This is a genomic window from Roseateles sp. L2-2 (assembly GCF_050613215.1).
GTDB lineage: Bacteria > Pseudomonadota > Gammaproteobacteria > Burkholderiales > Burkholderiaceae_C > Roseateles > Roseateles noduli.
Map to the genome: position 1 here is coordinate 6,136,794 of NZ_CP192509.1, position 14,702 is coordinate 6,151,495.

The 14,702-nt window shown below is 69.1% G+C and carries 11 protein-coding genes; 7 read left to right on the forward strand and 4 right to left on the reverse strand.

What is annotated here, in order from left to right:
- Positions 1-107 precede the first annotated feature (107 nt).
- A complete protein-coding gene (locus ACQZ13_RS27330; protein WP_431048978.1) occupies positions 108-1,880 on the forward strand; it encodes a S8 family peptidase in 1,773 nt (590 codons plus the stop codon).
- A gap of 361 nt (positions 1,881-2,241) precedes the next feature.
- Here the strand turns inward: ACQZ13_RS27330 and ACQZ13_RS27335 are convergent, their stop codons facing one another.
- From ACQZ13_RS27335 to ACQZ13_RS27345, 3 genes are all read right to left on the reverse strand, one after another.
- Positions 2,242-2,934 carry a hypothetical protein gene (locus ACQZ13_RS27335; protein WP_431048979.1) on the reverse strand — a complete coding sequence of 231 codons (693 nt, stop codon included), beginning with the start codon at positions 2,932-2,934 and terminating at the stop codon, positions 2,242-2,244.
- Positions 2,935-2,940: 6 nt separating this feature from the next.
- Positions 2,941-3,792 (reverse strand): biotin--[acetyl-CoA-carboxylase] ligase, encoded by an 852-nt coding sequence (locus tag ACQZ13_RS27340; RefSeq protein WP_431048980.1) that lies wholly within the window; start codon positions 3,790-3,792, stop codon positions 2,941-2,943.
- A 159-nt stretch (positions 3,793-3,951) separates the two neighbouring features.
- The gene (locus ACQZ13_RS27345) at positions 3,952-4,515 is read right to left on the reverse strand and encodes an SET domain-containing protein (RefSeq protein WP_431048981.1); all 564 of its coding nucleotides are present in this window, start codon (positions 4,513-4,515) and stop codon (positions 3,952-3,954) included.
- A gap of 142 nt (positions 4,516-4,657) precedes the next feature.
- Between ACQZ13_RS27345 and ACQZ13_RS27350 the strand changes: the two genes are divergently transcribed.
- Positions 4,658-7,411: a DNA topoisomerase III gene (locus ACQZ13_RS27350; RefSeq protein ID WP_431048982.1), complete on the forward strand. Its 2,754-nt coding sequence runs from the start codon at positions 4,658-4,660 to the stop codon at positions 7,409-7,411.
- 716 nt (positions 7,412-8,127) lie between these two features.
- On the opposite strand, the gene ACQZ13_RS27355 is transcribed toward ACQZ13_RS27350, so the two are convergent.
- Complete coding sequence (locus ACQZ13_RS27355; RefSeq protein ID WP_431048983.1) at positions 8,128-9,036, reverse strand: LysR substrate-binding domain-containing protein; 909 nt, start codon at positions 9,034-9,036, stop codon at positions 8,128-8,130.
- Between the two features lie 139 nt (positions 9,037-9,175).
- Here ACQZ13_RS27355 and ACQZ13_RS27360 point away from each other — a divergent pair, with 139 nt between their 5' ends.
- The 5 genes from ACQZ13_RS27360 (at position 9,176) to ACQZ13_RS27380 (ending at position 14,664) form a co-directional block, all read left to right on the forward strand.
- Entirely contained in the window at positions 9,176-9,805 is a 630-nt protein-coding gene (locus ACQZ13_RS27360; protein ID WP_431048984.1) for a glutathione S-transferase family protein, read from the forward strand.
- Between the two features lie 7 nt (positions 9,806-9,812).
- Positions 9,813-10,736: a pyridoxamine 5'-phosphate oxidase family protein gene (locus tag ACQZ13_RS27365; RefSeq protein ID WP_431048985.1), complete on the forward strand. Its 924-nt coding sequence runs from the start codon at positions 9,813-9,815 to the stop codon at positions 10,734-10,736.
- 159 nt (positions 10,737-10,895) lie between these two features.
- Positions 10,896-12,725 (forward strand): ATP-binding protein, encoded by a 1,830-nt coding sequence (locus ACQZ13_RS27370; protein WP_431048986.1) that lies wholly within the window; start codon positions 10,896-10,898, stop codon positions 12,723-12,725.
- A gap of 57 nt (positions 12,726-12,782) precedes the next feature.
- Positions 12,783-13,754: an AEC family transporter gene (locus ACQZ13_RS27375; RefSeq protein ID WP_431048987.1), complete on the forward strand. Its 972-nt coding sequence runs from the start codon at positions 12,783-12,785 to the stop codon at positions 13,752-13,754.
- Positions 13,755-13,797: 43 nt separating this feature from the next.
- Positions 13,798-14,664, forward strand: coding sequence for a GNAT family N-acetyltransferase (locus tag ACQZ13_RS27380; protein WP_431048988.1), 867 nt, complete (start codon positions 13,798-13,800; stop codon positions 14,662-14,664).
- Positions 14,665-14,702 lie beyond the last annotated feature (38 nt).

Consider the following 14,702-nt stretch of genomic DNA (forward strand, 5'->3'; position numbering starts at 1 on the left):
GAATCCCCCTTTAGAGGTGATGCCTCGCAGCAAATGTGTCGTGCCATTAGCAATTTCTTAGCGGCCTCCCTCATAAACTGGCTAGCTCAGTTTTGTGGAGTTTCCGCATGTCCGTGCTGTCTTTGCCGAAGCGTCTCGCCGCCGCGCTGGCTGTCGTCGGTCTGTTCGGGGTCGGCACCGCCGGCGCCGTCACCGGCACCGCCCTGAAGCCGGATCAGCAGCCCGATTTCGCACGCGTCATCGTGCGCTTCAAGGCCCAGGCGGATGCCGTCAAGGCCAGGCCGCTCGCCACGCGCGCCACCGCCTCCGAAGCCAAGGACATCGCCCAGATCCGCGGCACCACGCTCGGGCTCAGACATGCCGCCACCCTCCAGGTGCGCCGCAGCCTGGACAACCGCACCCACGTCTACACGGCCACCGGCATGAGCTCCGCGGAACTCGCCAAGCGGCTGGCCACCGACGGCGACGTCGAGTCGGTCGAAGTCGACCGCTGGTGGAAGCACTTCTCCGTGCCCAACGACCCGCTGTACACCACCGCCGCCTCGGCCGGCGTCACCGCGGGCCAGTGGTACCTCAAGGCGCCCGATTCGACGGTGCTCTCGTCGATCAACGCGCCCGCCGCCTGGGACAAGTCCACCGGCACGGGTGTCGTCGTCGCGGTCCTCGACACCGGCGCGCGCATGGATCATCCCGACCTGGCCGGGCAGTTCGTCCAGGGCTACGACATGATCGGCTTCGGCAACAGCGGCACCAACGTCATCGCCACCGCCAATGACGGCGACGGCGCCGACAGCGATCCCAGCGATCCCGGTGACTGGGTCGACCAGTCCGACATCACCAGCGGCCGGCTCGGCTCCAGCTGCACCTCCGCCGACATCAGCAACAGCTCCTGGCACGGCACCCGCGTGTCAGGCCTGATCGCGGCCATCGCCAACAACGGCCAGGGCATGGCCGGCGTCGCCTACGGCGCCAAGATCCTGCCCGTGCGCGTGCTGGGCAAGTGCGGCGGCTGGGCCTCGGACATCGCCGCCGGCATGCGCTGGGCGGCCGGTGTCTCCGTCCCGGGCCTGCCCACCAATACGCATCCCGCCAAGGTCATCAACATGAGCCTGGGCGGCGACGGGGCCTGCACCTCGACCTACCAGGACGCGATCACGGCGGCGTACAACGCCGGAGCGACGGTCGTCGTCGCGGCCGGCAACGGCGTCGAGAACGACGATCCCACCAAGGAAGGCGGCATCGCCGTCGGCACGCCGGCCAATTGCGCGAACGTCATCGCTGTCGCTGGTCTGCGTCATGCGGGCACCAAAGTCGGGTTCTCCAACCTCGGTCCGCAGGTGACGATCAGCGCGCCGGGCGGCAACTGCGTCAACTCGACCGGGTCCTGTCTGTATCCGATCCTGTCGACCAGCAACAGCGGCACCACCACGCCGGTCGCCAACAGCAACGCCTTCAACTACACCGGCACCGGCACGAGCTTCTCGACGCCTCTGGTCAGCGGCACGGTCGCGCTGATGCTGGCGGTCAACCCGAGTCTCACGCCGACGCAGATCAAGGCGGCGCTGCAGTCGTCCGCGCGGGCCTTCCCGGCGGCGGCGGCGGGTGTCGCGCAGTGTGTGGCGGGGAACAGCACGCAGCCGCAGCTGGAGTGCAATTGCACGACCAGCACCTGCGGCGCGGGCATGTTGGATGCGAATGCGGCCATCACCGCCGTCACGACGACGTCGACGCCCACGACGCCCACCACGCCGACCGACACGTCGTCGGGAGGTGGTGGCGGTGGTGGCGCAATGAGCGGCCTGTGGCTGGCCGGTCTGGTGATGGCGATCGTCGCGCTGCGTTGGCCGAAGCCGCGTCTCGCCAAGATCCGCTCGAAGTAATCGAGCCTGAAATCGAAGAAGTCCTCGGTGGCAAAACCGGGGCAGTACGACAGTGGTTGGGGACGGTGAGGCGTGGGGTTTCGGAGCTTGACTCCGGGGCCCCATGCCTCGGCGGCCAACGCACTGAACGGGGTGGGTAGGCGGTCTCTCAGATCGCTTCTGTACTTCCACGGCCGCTGGCCCTCACCCCCACCCTCTCCCGCAGTGCGGGAGAGGGGGCCACCCCAGTGCTCCTGCTCCGAATGGCCCACTCCTCCCGCTCCGAATGGCTCGGTGCATTCTCACTCCCTCTCCCGCTTGCGGGAGAGGGCGGGGGTGAGGGCCAGCGTCCTCGGCAGTCAGCAGGGGTCAGGTCTTGTGGTCAGCGGCTTGCGCCCGACCCTGATCCGTTCGCGGCGCTTGCGGCTGACGACGCCACCGGTGCCTCCACCGAGCAATCCTTGCGCTTCTCGCCCCACGGCGGATTGGCCAGCGCATTCAGCTTCGCAGACTGGGCGCCGTCCAGGCGTGCCAGGCGCAGCGTCGTCTGCTGCAGCGGTTCCTGCAGCCGCATCACGCGCAGGCCCTTGTAGTTCCGCTTGGTCATCCCGTCGAGGGCCGCCTGCGCCGCTGCTTCGCTGTCGTGCTTGCTGAGCACCAGCGTCGGTTGTTCGTCGGGGAAGCCTTGCAGCGGTTCGAAGGCGATCTTGGCGCTGCGGTAGGTGTCTTCCTTGCGTTCGCGGAAGTCCTTGCTCGGCATCTTGATCGTGGCCAGCGCCCACACGCCGCCGCTGTTGACCGCCGCGGTCTCGATGGACGACGACGGAATCCCGGCGCCCGACAGCGCCGCGTTGGCGCGCTTGAGCAGTTCATCGCCGATCAGCGGTCCCAGCTCCAGGCAGGACCGTGCCGCGAGCTGCGTGACGGCGTTCTGGTTGAGCAGCGACAGCCGCTCCGGGTTGATCTGCTGGTCCAGCCGCGGCGCGGCGGGCGCCATGCCGGCCACCCAGCCCTTGTTCCACGCGAACACCAGCACGTTGACGACGAAGAGCAGGACGACCGCAGCGCGCAGCATCGTGGCTTATCCCTGTCCGGCGGAGGCGCCGCCGAGCCGCACGCTGACCTCGCCGCCGCTGACCGTCTGGCGGCCTTGCGGGGTGTCGATCAGCAGTTCACCGCGTTCGTTGACGCCCGCGCCCGTGCCTTCGACGAGCCCGGCCGTGATCGCCTTGCCCTGCAGCAGATCGCGGCGCGCGAAGCGCTCGCGCCAGGCGCCGAAGCCGCTCTGCGGGAACGCCGCCAGCGCCTTCACCAGCACCGGCGCCAGCCGCGCCAGCGCCTGCGGCGGCGTGACGTCGGGAATCAGTTCCTGCAGGCAGGCGAAGCCGGTGTTGAGCTGCGACTCCGCGACCTTGGCGCGGTCCGACACGTTCAGACCCACGCCCACCACCGCCATGCGCGAGCTGCCGGCCGGCACCGTCTCGATCAGGATGCCGCCGAGCTTGCGTTCATCGAGCCACAGGTCGTTGGGCCATTTCAGGCCGAGCCGGCTGCCGTCGGGATCCAGCGCCTCGGCGATCGCCGCGCCCACCACCAGCGACAGCCCGGACCAGTCCGCCACTTCCACCGGCATGGACAGCGAGAAGGTCAGCGACGCCCCCGCCGTGCTGTGCCAGGCGCGGCCTTGCCGGCCGCGTCCGTGGGTCTGGTGCTCCGCGATCAGCAGGCACGGGTGCAGGTCATGCTGGCGCCGCCCGTACGGACGATCGCCCGCCCGGCCCGCCGCCACGGTGCCCTCGTCCCGGCGCACGCGCTCGATCAGCGTGGCGTTGGTCGATTCGACCCGCGCCAGCACCTCGATGCTGAGCCCCGGCAGCAACGGCTCCAGGTCTTGCCACAGGGCCTCTGCGCCCCAGTTCTGATGTTCTTGCATCGCCGCGAATGTGATCCTGCGATCCCGTCTTTGGTCTTCCCGGGCCGAGCCGCCCGGTGGTCGTGAATGGCCGGAGTCTAGAGGGAGATGGTCCCCGTCCGGGGATCGTCACCATGAATCGGTGGCTGTAGGACCTGACAGGGTCCCCCGGCGACCGCTTCAGCGCTTTCTTTCCTTGGGCGCCAGCATCGTGCCCCGGCAGCCCGGCGTGCCGCACCGGCATTCGAACCGCTTCTTCAACTTGGGCGTATAGCGCTCGTCGATCACCAGACCATAGTCGTAGAACAGCTCCTCGCCAGGGGAGATGTCCGTCAACGCATGGATGAACACCCGGCCGTCGATCTCGCGCGCCTCGCAGTTGGGGCTGCAGGCGTGGTTGATCCAGCGCGCCTGGTTGCCGTCCACCGCCGCGTCGATGACCCCGCCGGTCTCAAGGTGAAAGTAGAAGGTATGGTCCGGCTGCGACGGATCGTGCGGATGGCGATCCAGCGCCTCGGACCACGCGATGCGTTCGCCCTTGTATTCGATGAGTTTCTCGCCCGCCGCCAGCGGCACCAGCGCGTACACGCCGCGCCCGTGCACGCCCGAGGCCCGGACCTGGATCCGGGCGCCTCGCCGGGAGGACGAAGGCGCGACGGCCTTCCCGGCGACGGTATCGACGGCCTCAGGGTCCGGAGCCGGGTCGGGGGCGGGAACACTCTGAGCGGGGCGCGGTTGCGGCATGGAGCGAGTCCGGTACATTGAATTCATGGGTGCGCGCGCGTGCACACACGTACGTAGGTGCGTGGGCGCGCGCGAGGCCGGATTGTAGGCAGACGTTCATGAAGATCTTGGACGCCTGAATGAAGACGAAAGAAGCAAGCGCATGAGCAAGGCATTGGTGATCGCGGAAAAGCCGTCGGTGGCCCAGGACATCGTCAAGGCGCTGACCGCGCTGTCGGGGAAGTTCGAGAAGCATGACGAGTATTTCGAGAACGACGACTATGTCGTCAGCTCGGCCGTCGGCCATCTGGTGGAGATCAAGGCGCCGGAGGAGTTCGACGTCAAGCGCGGCAAGTGGAGCTTCGCCCACCTGCCGGTGATCCCGCCCCACTTCGATCTGAACCCGATCGACAAGAGCAAGGGCCGCCTGAACGCGCTGGTCAAGCTGATCAAGCGCAAGGACGTGACCTCGCTGATCAACGCGTGCGACGCGGGACGCGAAGGGGAGTTGATCTTCCGCCTCATCGTCCAGTACGCCGGCACGGCCAAGGCGCAGGTGAACAAGCCGGTCAGCCGGCTGTGGCTGCAGTCGATGACGCCCCAGGCGATCCGCGACGGCTTCGAGGGCCTGCGCACCGACGCGCAGATGCTGCCGCTGGCCGACGCGGCGCGTTGCCGCTCGGAAGCCGACTGGCTGGTGGGCATCAACGGCACGCGGGCGATGACCGCGTTCAACTCGCGCGACGGCGGCTTCTTCCTCACCACCGTGGGCCGCGTGCAGACGCCGACGCTGTCCATCGTGGTCGAGCGCGAGGAGAAGATCCGCAAGCACGTCTACCGCGATTACTGGGAAATCCGCGGCAGCTTCGACGCCGAAGCCGGCCAGTACGAAGGCAAGTGGTTCGATCCCGCGTTCAAGAAAAACGCCGACGATCCCGAGCAGCGCGCCGACCGCGTCTGGACGCAGGCCGAAGCCGATGCGATCGCCGCCGCCGCGCTGGGCCAGCCCGCCACGGTGACCGAGGAGTCCAAGCCCAGCACCACCGCCAGCCCGGGCCTGTACGACCTGACCACGCTGCAGCGCGAGGCCAACTCGCGCTTCGGCTTCTCGGCCAAGACGACGCTGGGCCTGGCGCAGGCGCTGTATGAGAAGCACAAGGTGCTGACCTACCCGCGGACCGACTCGCGCTACCTGCCCGAGGACTACCTGATCGTCGCCCAGGACACGGCGCGCATGATCGCCAGCGCGAACATGCCCGGCCCGCTGCAGCCGCTGGCGCAGCACGCGCGCACCGCCCTGGACAAGGGCTACATCAAGCCGACGAAGAAGGTCTTCGACAACACCAAGGTGTCGGATCACTTCGCGATCATCCCGACGCTGCAGGCGCCCAGCAGCCTGACCGAGGCCGAAGCCAAGCTCTACGACATGGTCGTCAAGCGCTTCCTGGCCGTGTTCTTCCCGCCGGCCGAGTTCCAGGTCACGACGCGTATCTCGACGGTGAAGACCGCGGAGAAGTCGTACGCCTTCCAGACCAACGGCAAGGTGCTGGTGAAGCCGGGCTGGCAGGCCGTCTACGGCAAGGAAGCCACCGACGAGAACGCCGAGCCGGGCACCAGCGGCGCGATGCTGGTGCCGGTGAAGGCCGGCGAGGTCGTGCGCACCGAAAGCACCGACGTGAAGGCGCTGGTGACCAAGCCGCCGGCGCGCTACACCGAAGCGACGCTGCTGTCGGCGATGGAAGGCGCGGGCAAGCTGGTCGACGACGACGAGCTGCGCGAAGCCATGGCCGAGAAGGGCCTGGGCACGCCGGCCACGCGCGCGGCCATCATCGAAGGCCTGCTGGCCGAGAAGTACATGCTGCGCGAAGGCCGGGAGATGATCCCGACGGCCAAGGCCTTCCAGCTGATGACGCTGCTGCGCGGGCTGGGCGTGGAGGAACTGACCAAGCCCGAACTGACCGGCAACTGGGAGTTCCAGCTGTCCGAGATGGAGAAGGGCCGCCTCAAGCGCGAGGCCTTCATGGCCGAGATCGCCGCGATGACCGAGAAGGTCGTGCGCAAGGCCAAGGAATACGACCGCGACACCATCCCCGGCGACTACGCGACGCTGAAGACGCCGTGTCCGAAGTGCGGCGGCGTGGTCAAGGAGAACTACCGCCGCTTCACCTGCACCGGCAAGGTCGGCAACGGCGACGAGTGCGGCTTCTCCATCCCCAAGATCCCGGGCGGCCGCAGCTTCGAGCTGAACGAGGTCGAGACCTTCCTGCGCGACAAGAAGGTCGGTCCGCTGGAGGGCTTCCGCTCCAAGGCCGGCTGGCCCTTCACGGCCGAGCTGGCGCTGGTGTTCGACGCCGAGATCGACAACTGGAAGCTGGAGTTCGACTTCGGCGAGGACGCCAAGAAGGCCGAGGAGAACGGCGAGCCGGTGGACTTCAGCGGCCACACCCCGCTGGGCCACTGCCCGAAGTGCAACGGCCGCGTCTTCGACTTCGGCAGCAACTACGTCTGCGAGCACGCGGTCGGCGACAAGATCACCTGCGACTTCAAGAGCGGCAAGATCATCCTGCAGCAGCCCATCGAGGCCGAGCAGATGACCAAGCTGCTGGCGACCGGCAAGACGGACCTGCTGGAGAACTTTGTCTCCAACAAGACCCGCCGCAAGTTCAAGGCCTTCCTCGCCTACGACAAGAAGGAAGGCAAGGTGATGTTCGAGTTCGAGCCGCGTGCCGCCAAGCCGGGCGCGAAACCGGGCGCGAAACCGGGCGCGAAGACCGCTGGCAAGCCTGCGGCCAAGGCAGCGGCAAAGACGGCGGCCAAACCGGCCGCAGCACCGGCCGCCGAAGCCGCCGCCAAGCCGGCGGCGAAGAAGGTGGCCGCCCGGAAGGTCGCGGCGAAGAAGACGACGGCCAAGGGCTGACGGCACAACTCAGGGGTCCCCTTCCGGAGACCCCTGTGATGAGTTTCAGCCCTGTACCCGCCATCCCCGACGAGCTGACGTCGTGGATCCTTGCCTGCACGGCCGTCAACGCGAGCGCCGCTTCCATCGCAGCGCCGATTGACGCGCCGTTTGCCGCGCCGTTTGCCGGCCCCATCGCCCACGACGCCGCCGACGGCCCGACGCCCTCGCCGGACACCCGGGCCCGGGACGACCTGGCCTCTGAATTCCGCTCCGCGAAGCAGCGACTCGACGATCTGGAAGCCCTGAGCGAGACCCTGGGGCTGCAGCACCCTCAGCTCCGGGCGTTGTTGCCCGAGCGACTGCTTCCCTTGCACCGTCTGCACACCGTCATGAGCAGGCTTCTCCAGGAAGAGCCGTTCGATGACACCGCCCAGACGCTGATGCGCCGATCGCTGGACCACCATGCGCACGCGTGCAACGCCGTCGAGGTCCTGGCCGGACTGGAGCCCGACGCCTTCGCCGTGCGCCTGCGCATGGAGAAAGACCTGACCCTGGAGAGCGATCGACTCTTCGACCGCGTGCGCAACCCACGCACGGGCCGCGCAACCGGGGAGGCCGCGTTCAACCGCGAATGGCGTCTCTTGCACGAGGCAGCGTCGATCGAGGCCTGCGACCTCGGACTCGATCAGCTCCGCGCGCTGCTCCGCTCGGTCCGCGTCGCCATCGCCGCCGTCTCAGCGCAGGAACGTGTCGCCGCCCAGGACCGGTTGCGTGCGCAAGCGTTCCGCCATGAAATCCAGCAGCAGCCGCAGCGAGGCGGGAACGCGTCGCCCGGCAGCGTGAACCAGATGCACCGGCGCCGCGGGCAGTTCGTGGTCCGCCAGCACGATCCGCAGCCGGCCGTCGCGCACGGCGTCCGCCGCCTGGTAGATCTGGCAGCGGGCCAGCCCGACGCCGGCCACGGCGGCGGCAAGGCCCGCGGCGTTGTCATTCACCATCAAGGTCGGCGACAAGGTCTGCGGGCCGTCGCGGAAACGCCAGGGCGTCATGCTCTGGCCGTCGAAGTAGCTGGCGACGATGCGGTGGTCGACCAGGTCGCGCGGCGTGCGCGGCGTTCCCATCCGTACGAGGTAGTCCGGCGACCCGACGATCACCCGCCGCATCGCGCCTACCGGGACGGCGACCAAGCCGGAGTCGGGCAGATGGGCGATGCGCACGGCCAGATCCTGCGCCTCGTCGAGCAGCGACACGACGCGGTCGACGAGTAGCAGCTTCAACCGGATCCGTGCATGCCGCTGGAGGAACTCGGCGGCGAGCGGCGCGACGTGGAGCCGCCCGAACATCGAGGGCGCCGTCAGCGACAGCAGGCCCGTCGGCTCGGCCTGCGCGCCGGCGGCCGCGGCCTCCGACTCGTCCAGGTCGCCCAGGATGCGGCGGCAATCGATGACGAAGCGCTCGCCCGCCTCCGTCAGCCGGACCGAGCGCGTGCTGCGCTGGAACAGCTGGACGCCCAGCCGCTGCTCCAGCGCCGCGATGGCGCGCGTGGCCGCAGGCGCCGAGCAGCCGAGACGGCGCGCAGCGGCGGCAAAGCTCTGTGTGTCGGCCACGGCGACGAAGCAGCGCAGGCGGTCGAGCTGGTCCATGGATCACGGCGCGCTCGTGAGGAGCGCAGCGCCTCATTATTTCAGTGACTGCAATTCTGAATGATCACGGACCAGGATTCTCGCCAGCGGCTGCAAGAGATACGGTACAGGCTTCCAAGAATCTCCGCCGGAGCCCCCGATGAACGCCCCCGCCCACCGCCCGTCCGCGCCGTTCCGACTGCATCGTGTCGCCGCGTCCGGCCATTGCCACCGCGTCGAACTGCTGCTGTCCCTGCTCGACCTGCCCTACGAAGTGGTCGACGTCAGCCTGCGCAACGGCGATCAGCGCCTGCCGGCCTTCGTGGCCCTGAACCCGCTCAGCCAGGTCCCGGTGCTGGAAGACGGCGACGTGGTGCTGCCGGAGAGCAATGCAATCCTGGTCTACCTCGCGACGCGCTACGCCCCCGACGCCGGCTGGCTGCCGCGCGACGCCCTCGAAGCCGCCTGGCAGCAGCGCTGGTTCAGCCTGTCGGTGAGCCTGCTCGGACCGGGCGCGGCGACGCCGCGCTTCCGCGCGCTGAACGGGCTGGAGGTCGATCCGGCCTCGCTGGCGCTGGGGCACCGGCTCTTCGCGATGGTGGAGGAGCAGCTCTCGCGCACCGGCTTCCTCGTCGCCGGCCGACCGACGCTGGCCGATGTCGCGTTCTACGGCTACACGGCGCAGGCGCCGCTGGGCGGTGTGTCGCTGGCCGACTATCCGCGGCTGCGCGCCTGGCTGGCGCGCATCGAGGCGCTACCGCGCTTCAAGCCGCTGCCGGACAAGTTCTGAGGTTGCCATGGACACGACCTGGCACCCCGGGGAGCAAGCGCTGCAGGCGAGCATCGGCATGCGTGAGCGCATGGCCGAGATCGGCCCGCAGGTGATTCGCGACCAGATGCCGGACCAGCATCGGGAGCTGTTCAACAAGCTGCCGACGCTGCTGCTGGGGGCGATCGACGCCACCGGGCAACCGTGGGCGACGATGCTGGCGGGCCGGGCCGGCTTCGTCGCGACGCCCGATGCGCGGACGATGGCCGTGTCCACGACGCTGGACGGCCAGGATCCCGCGCTCGCCGCGCTGCGGGCGCAGGGGCCGGGTGGGCCGGTCGGGCTGCTGGGGCTCGAACCGCATACGCGCCGGCGCAATCGCATGAACGGCCGGCTGATCGAGCTGTCCGACCACGGCTTGGCGGTCGGGGTGGTCCAGAGCTTCGGCAACTGCCCGAAATACATCCAGGCGCGCGATCCGCAGGTCTGGGACGACGCCCCGCCCGCGCTGGCGCAGCCGCTGGGCGCGGCGCTCGACGATCGCGCGCTGGCGCTGATCGAAGGCGCGGACACGCTGTTCATCGCGAGCGCCTCGGCGCCGGTGCCGGGTGACGAGCGCGCGGAGGGCGTGGACGTGTCGCACCGCGGCGGACCGCCGGGATTCCTGCAGGTCGAGCACCGCCTGGACGGCGGGATCACGCTCTGGATGCCGGAATTCCCGGGGAACCGCTTCTTCATGACCCTGGGCAACCTCCTGCGCCATCCGCGCGCGGGGCTGCTGCTGCCCGACTACGCCAGCGGCGAGCTGCTGCACCTGGCCGCCGAGGCCGACGTCCTGTGGAGCGAGGAAGCGCGCGGGTTGCGCCTGCGCATCACCGCCGGTCTGCGCCGCCCCGGGGCGCTCCCGTGGCGTTGGAGCGAGGCCCGGCTGGCGCCGCAATTCACCCCCTGACTCCGGGCCCCGAGGACCTCGAGGGCCCTTTCGCTCTCCCCCGATTCGCAACCCGTGTAATCCAGGGGGTCGGTTCGTGCCTCAATGCCTGGAGGTTCCCCGCATTTGCGCGACACTCGACCGCAAACAATTCTGCGGATCAGGAGAGGGCATGCGGTCATGGGTCGATCGACGCTGAGCATCCAGACGCGGCTGGTCGCCGCGCTGAGTCTCAGCGCGACGGTGCTGGTGGGCTTGATCGGCCTGTACTGGGTCGATCGTCACGAGCACGAACTCAACGAGGCGCTGATCGAGCGCCAGCAGCGCATGGCGCAGCTGGTGGCCAGGGGCTTCGCGGAACCTGTATGGAACCTGGACAGCGCCGCGCTGTCGGAATTGCTGGACGCCGTGATGGCGGATCCGGAGGTCCAGTCGATCACGCTGGCGGCGCCGGGTCTGGAGACCTTGCAGCGTACGCGCCAGACGCCGGCGGTGCGGCCGATCACGCTGGAGTTCGAACTGAGCCACCGCGCCGGCGCGCAAGGCCCGGCGGGGGCGCTGGGTCGGGCGACCCTGGTCTACACGAGAAGCTTCATCGACCAGACGCTGGGCGAGACGCGCCGTCTGGTGGCGAGCCTGCTGGCGACGGTGCTGATGGCGATCGCCCTGACCAGCTACGTGCTGGTGCGGCGGCTGGTGGAGCGCCCGGTCTCGCGCCTGCGCGGCCTGGCGCAGCGCGTCGCCAGCGGCGAGCTCGGCGCCCACATCGAACCCGAGCATGCCGACGAGATCGGCGATCTGACCGAGCAGCTCAACGCGATGAGCGGCAAGCTGCGCGATTTCGCGGAAGGGCTGCGCAGCAGCGAGCAGCGCTACCGCAGCCTGTTCGAGAACGCGGCCGAAGGCATTTTCCAGGCCGACGGCCACGGCCGGCTGCTGCGCGTGAACAAGGCGCTGGCACAGATGCTGGGGCTGGGCCGCCCCGAGGACGCGCAAGGCGTGACCCTGCGGCGCATGGTGCGCATCGAGCGCGACGAGTACCGCCGCCTGGCCCGCGCGCTGGAACGTCACCGGTTGCTGCAGCAGGTGCCGCTGCTGGTGACGACCCGCGACGGCCGCGACCTGTGGGTCGAACTCAGCCTGCACCTGGTCCTGGACGGCGCCCCGCGCATCGAGGGCCTGGTCAGCGACATCACGCTGCGCCGTCTGGCGGAGCAGGAACTCACGCAGCATCGCGACCACCTCGAGGAACTGGTGACCGAGCGCACCGTCGAACTCTCGCAGGCCAAGCAGCGCGCCGAGGCCGCGAACCAGGCCAAGAGCCGTTTCCTGGCCACGATGAGCCACGAGTTCCGCACACCGCTGAACGCGATCCTGGGCTTCGCGCAGCTGCTGCAGATGGACAGCTCGCTCAACGACGCGCAGAAGCATCGCATCCGGCTGATGCGCGAATCGGGCGAGCACCTGCTGGTGCTGATCACCGATCTGCTGGACGTGGCCAGCATCGAGGCCGGCAAGCTCACGCTGCAGCTGAGCCCGCTCGACCTGCGGGCGCTGCTGGAGATCTGCAGCGAATCGATGCGGCCGCGCGCGGCCGAGAAGGGCCTGTCCTTCGCCGTCCAGCTGGATCCGCAACTGCCCTCGCGCGTGCGCGCCGACGGGCAGCGGCTGCGGCAGGTGCTGCTGAACCTGCTGTCCAACGCGGTGAAGTTCACCGACCACGGACGCATCGGCCTCGCCGTCGACGTCGTCGCTCAAGGCCCCAGCAGCCTGATGCTGCGCTTCACCGTCTCGGACACCGGGATCGGCATGGCGCCGGATCAGATGGAACGACTGTTCCAGCCGTTCGAACAGGTCGCCGACCAGTCGCGCCGTACCGGCGGCACAGGACTCGGACTCGCGATCAGCCAACAGCTGGTGCGACTCATGGGCGGCGAGATCACCGTCGAGACCTCGCCCGATGAAGGCAGCCGGTTCAGCTTCGCGTTGGAACTGCCGCTGGCGTCCTGATAGGCACTGTGCGCCCGACGCGCAGGGCGTGAAGGCGGAACGGCATACTTCCCGGCCATGACTGCCGTCCTGTTCTACAAGCTGCTGGCGATCTTCATCGCCGCAGGCATGGGCTGGTTCGTCGGGCACATGCGCTGGCTGGGCAAGGCCGGCGGCGAGAACGACCCGGCCCGCATCCTCTCGAACATCGCGTTCTACCTCTTCGTGCCCGCGCTGATGTTCCGCACCACCGCGCGCGTGGAGATCTCGGAACTGCCCTGGCTCACCGTGGCCGCGTTCTTCGCGCCCGTGGTGCTGATGCTGGTCGCCGTCTATCTGTACGAGCGCAAGCGCCATCCCGACGACCCGGCCGCGCCCGCCGTGCGCAGCATCACCGCCAGTTTCGGCAACACGCTCCAGGTCGGCGTGCCGCTGGTGGCCGGCGTGTTCGGTGAGAGCGGCCTGGCGGTCCACATCACCGTGGTGAGCCTGCACGCGCTGACGCTGCTGACCATCGCCACGGTCCTCGTCGAGATGGACCTCGCCCGCCACACGAACGGCGGCGCCAGCCTGAAGCGGACCATCCTCACGACCATGCGCAACACCGTGATCCACCCGGTGGTGCTGCCGGTGCTGTGCGGCTTCGCGTGGCATGCCACCGGCATCCCGCTGCCGGCAGTGCTCGACGAGGTGCTGCAGATGCTGGGCAGCGCGGTGGTGCCGCTGTGCCTGGTGCTGATCGGGATGTCGCTGTCCTACTACGGCATGCCGCGCGGCGCGATGCGCACGCTGCTGGGCCTGGCGGCGCTCAAGCTGCTGGTGCTGCCGGCGCTGGTGCTGGGCATCGCGCACTGGGGCTTCGGCCTGTCGGGCATGCCGCTCGCCGTCATCGTCATGATGGCGGCGCTGCCGCCGGGCTCCAACGCGATGATGTTCGCGCAACGCTATCGCACCCTGGAAGCCGAAGCCTCCGGCGCCATCGTGCTGGGCACGCTGCTGTTCGCGGCGACAGCGCCGATCTGGCTGGCGATTCCGGCGTGGCTCAACTGAATCCGCCGCCCCTGCGGTCTTCGCCTCTGAACTCAAGGACGACATGACGGCATCGACGATCTCCGCGAACGCAGCTTCTCCGTTCTCCTTCGTCCGCGGCGACGAAGTCGCCCCGGAGATCCTCCACGCGACCTTCACTGCGGCGTTCGCCGATTACCTGATCGGTCCATTCCAGATTCCGTTTGCGCAGTGGCCGATGTTCCTCGCGCGGCAGGGCGTCGATCTGCCGCTGTCGCGCGTGGCGCTCGACGCGTCGGGCGCGCCGTTGGCGTTCGCGTTCGTCGCGCAGCGGCCTGTCTCGAACCGGTGGCGTCTCGCGACCATGGGCGCGGTGCCCGCCGCGCGCGGCACCGGCGCAGCGCCCGCGCTGCTCGACGACTTCATCGCCCGCGCGGCCGCCGCCGGGCTGCGGGCCGTGGAGCTCGAAGTCTTCGCGCAGAACGAGCGCGCACGACGCCTGTATGAGGGACGCGGCTTCCGCAGGCAGCACGACCTCTTCGGCTTCGTGGCCGAGCCCGGCACCATCGCACCGTCCACCGGCGGCTCACTCCACGCCATCGACATGCCGCATCTGCTGGGCTGGCTCGAAGCGGCCGAGCACAGGATCCCCGACCTGCCGCTGCAGGTGACCGCCGCCACGATCCGGCACGGCGTCGACTATCACGGCTGGCAGCGCGACGGGGGCCAGATCGTCTTCAGCCTGCCCGACGAGACCGTGATGGTCCACAGCTTCATCGCGCTCGATGAACAGACCGCCCGCACGTTGATCCAGACCCTCGCCGCCGTGTACCCGGAACGCCGCCTGCGCGTGCCGCAGCTGCAGCGGGACGACCTCGGCGGTGCCACACTGCGCGCGCTGGGCGCCGTGCCATTGCCGCTCCATCAGCAGCTGATGCTGCGCCCGCTTTGACAATGACCTCGACGATGTCCCGCGCTGACGGGACGTTC

Excerpts from the sequence above, each read along its gene's own strand:
- ACQZ13_RS27380 (WP_431048988.1), top strand. The coding sequence starts at position 13,798 with ATGACGGCATCGACGATCTCCGCGAACGCAGCTTCTCCGTTCTCCTTC.
- ACQZ13_RS27360 (WP_431048984.1), top strand. The coding sequence starts at position 9,176 with ATGAACGCCCCCGCCCACCGCCCGTCCGCGCCGTTCCGACTGCATCGT.
- ACQZ13_RS27335 (WP_431048979.1), bottom strand. The coding sequence starts at position 2,934 with ATGCTGCGCGCTGCGGTCGTCCTGCTCTTCGTCGTCAACGTGCTGGTG.
- ACQZ13_RS27340 (WP_431048980.1), bottom strand. The coding sequence starts at position 3,792 with ATGCAAGAACATCAGAACTGGGGCGCAGAGGCCCTGTGGCAAGACCTG.
- ACQZ13_RS27330 (WP_431048978.1), top strand. The coding sequence starts at position 108 with ATGTCCGTGCTGTCTTTGCCGAAGCGTCTCGCCGCCGCGCTGGCTGTC.
- ACQZ13_RS27375 (WP_431048987.1), top strand. The coding sequence starts at position 12,783 with ATGACTGCCGTCCTGTTCTACAAGCTGCTGGCGATCTTCATCGCCGCA.
- ACQZ13_RS27365 (WP_431048985.1), top strand. The coding sequence starts at position 9,813 with ATGGACACGACCTGGCACCCCGGGGAGCAAGCGCTGCAGGCGAGCATC.
- ACQZ13_RS27370 (WP_431048986.1), top strand. The coding sequence starts at position 10,896 with ATGGGTCGATCGACGCTGAGCATCCAGACGCGGCTGGTCGCCGCGCTG.
- ACQZ13_RS27350 (WP_431048982.1), top strand. The coding sequence starts at position 4,658 with ATGAGCAAGGCATTGGTGATCGCGGAAAAGCCGTCGGTGGCCCAGGAC.
- ACQZ13_RS27355 (WP_431048983.1), bottom strand. The coding sequence starts at position 9,036 with ATGGACCAGCTCGACCGCCTGCGCTGCTTCGTCGCCGTGGCCGACACA.
- ACQZ13_RS27345 (WP_431048981.1), bottom strand. The coding sequence starts at position 4,515 with ATGCCGCAACCGCGCCCCGCTCAGAGTGTTCCCGCCCCCGACCCGGCT.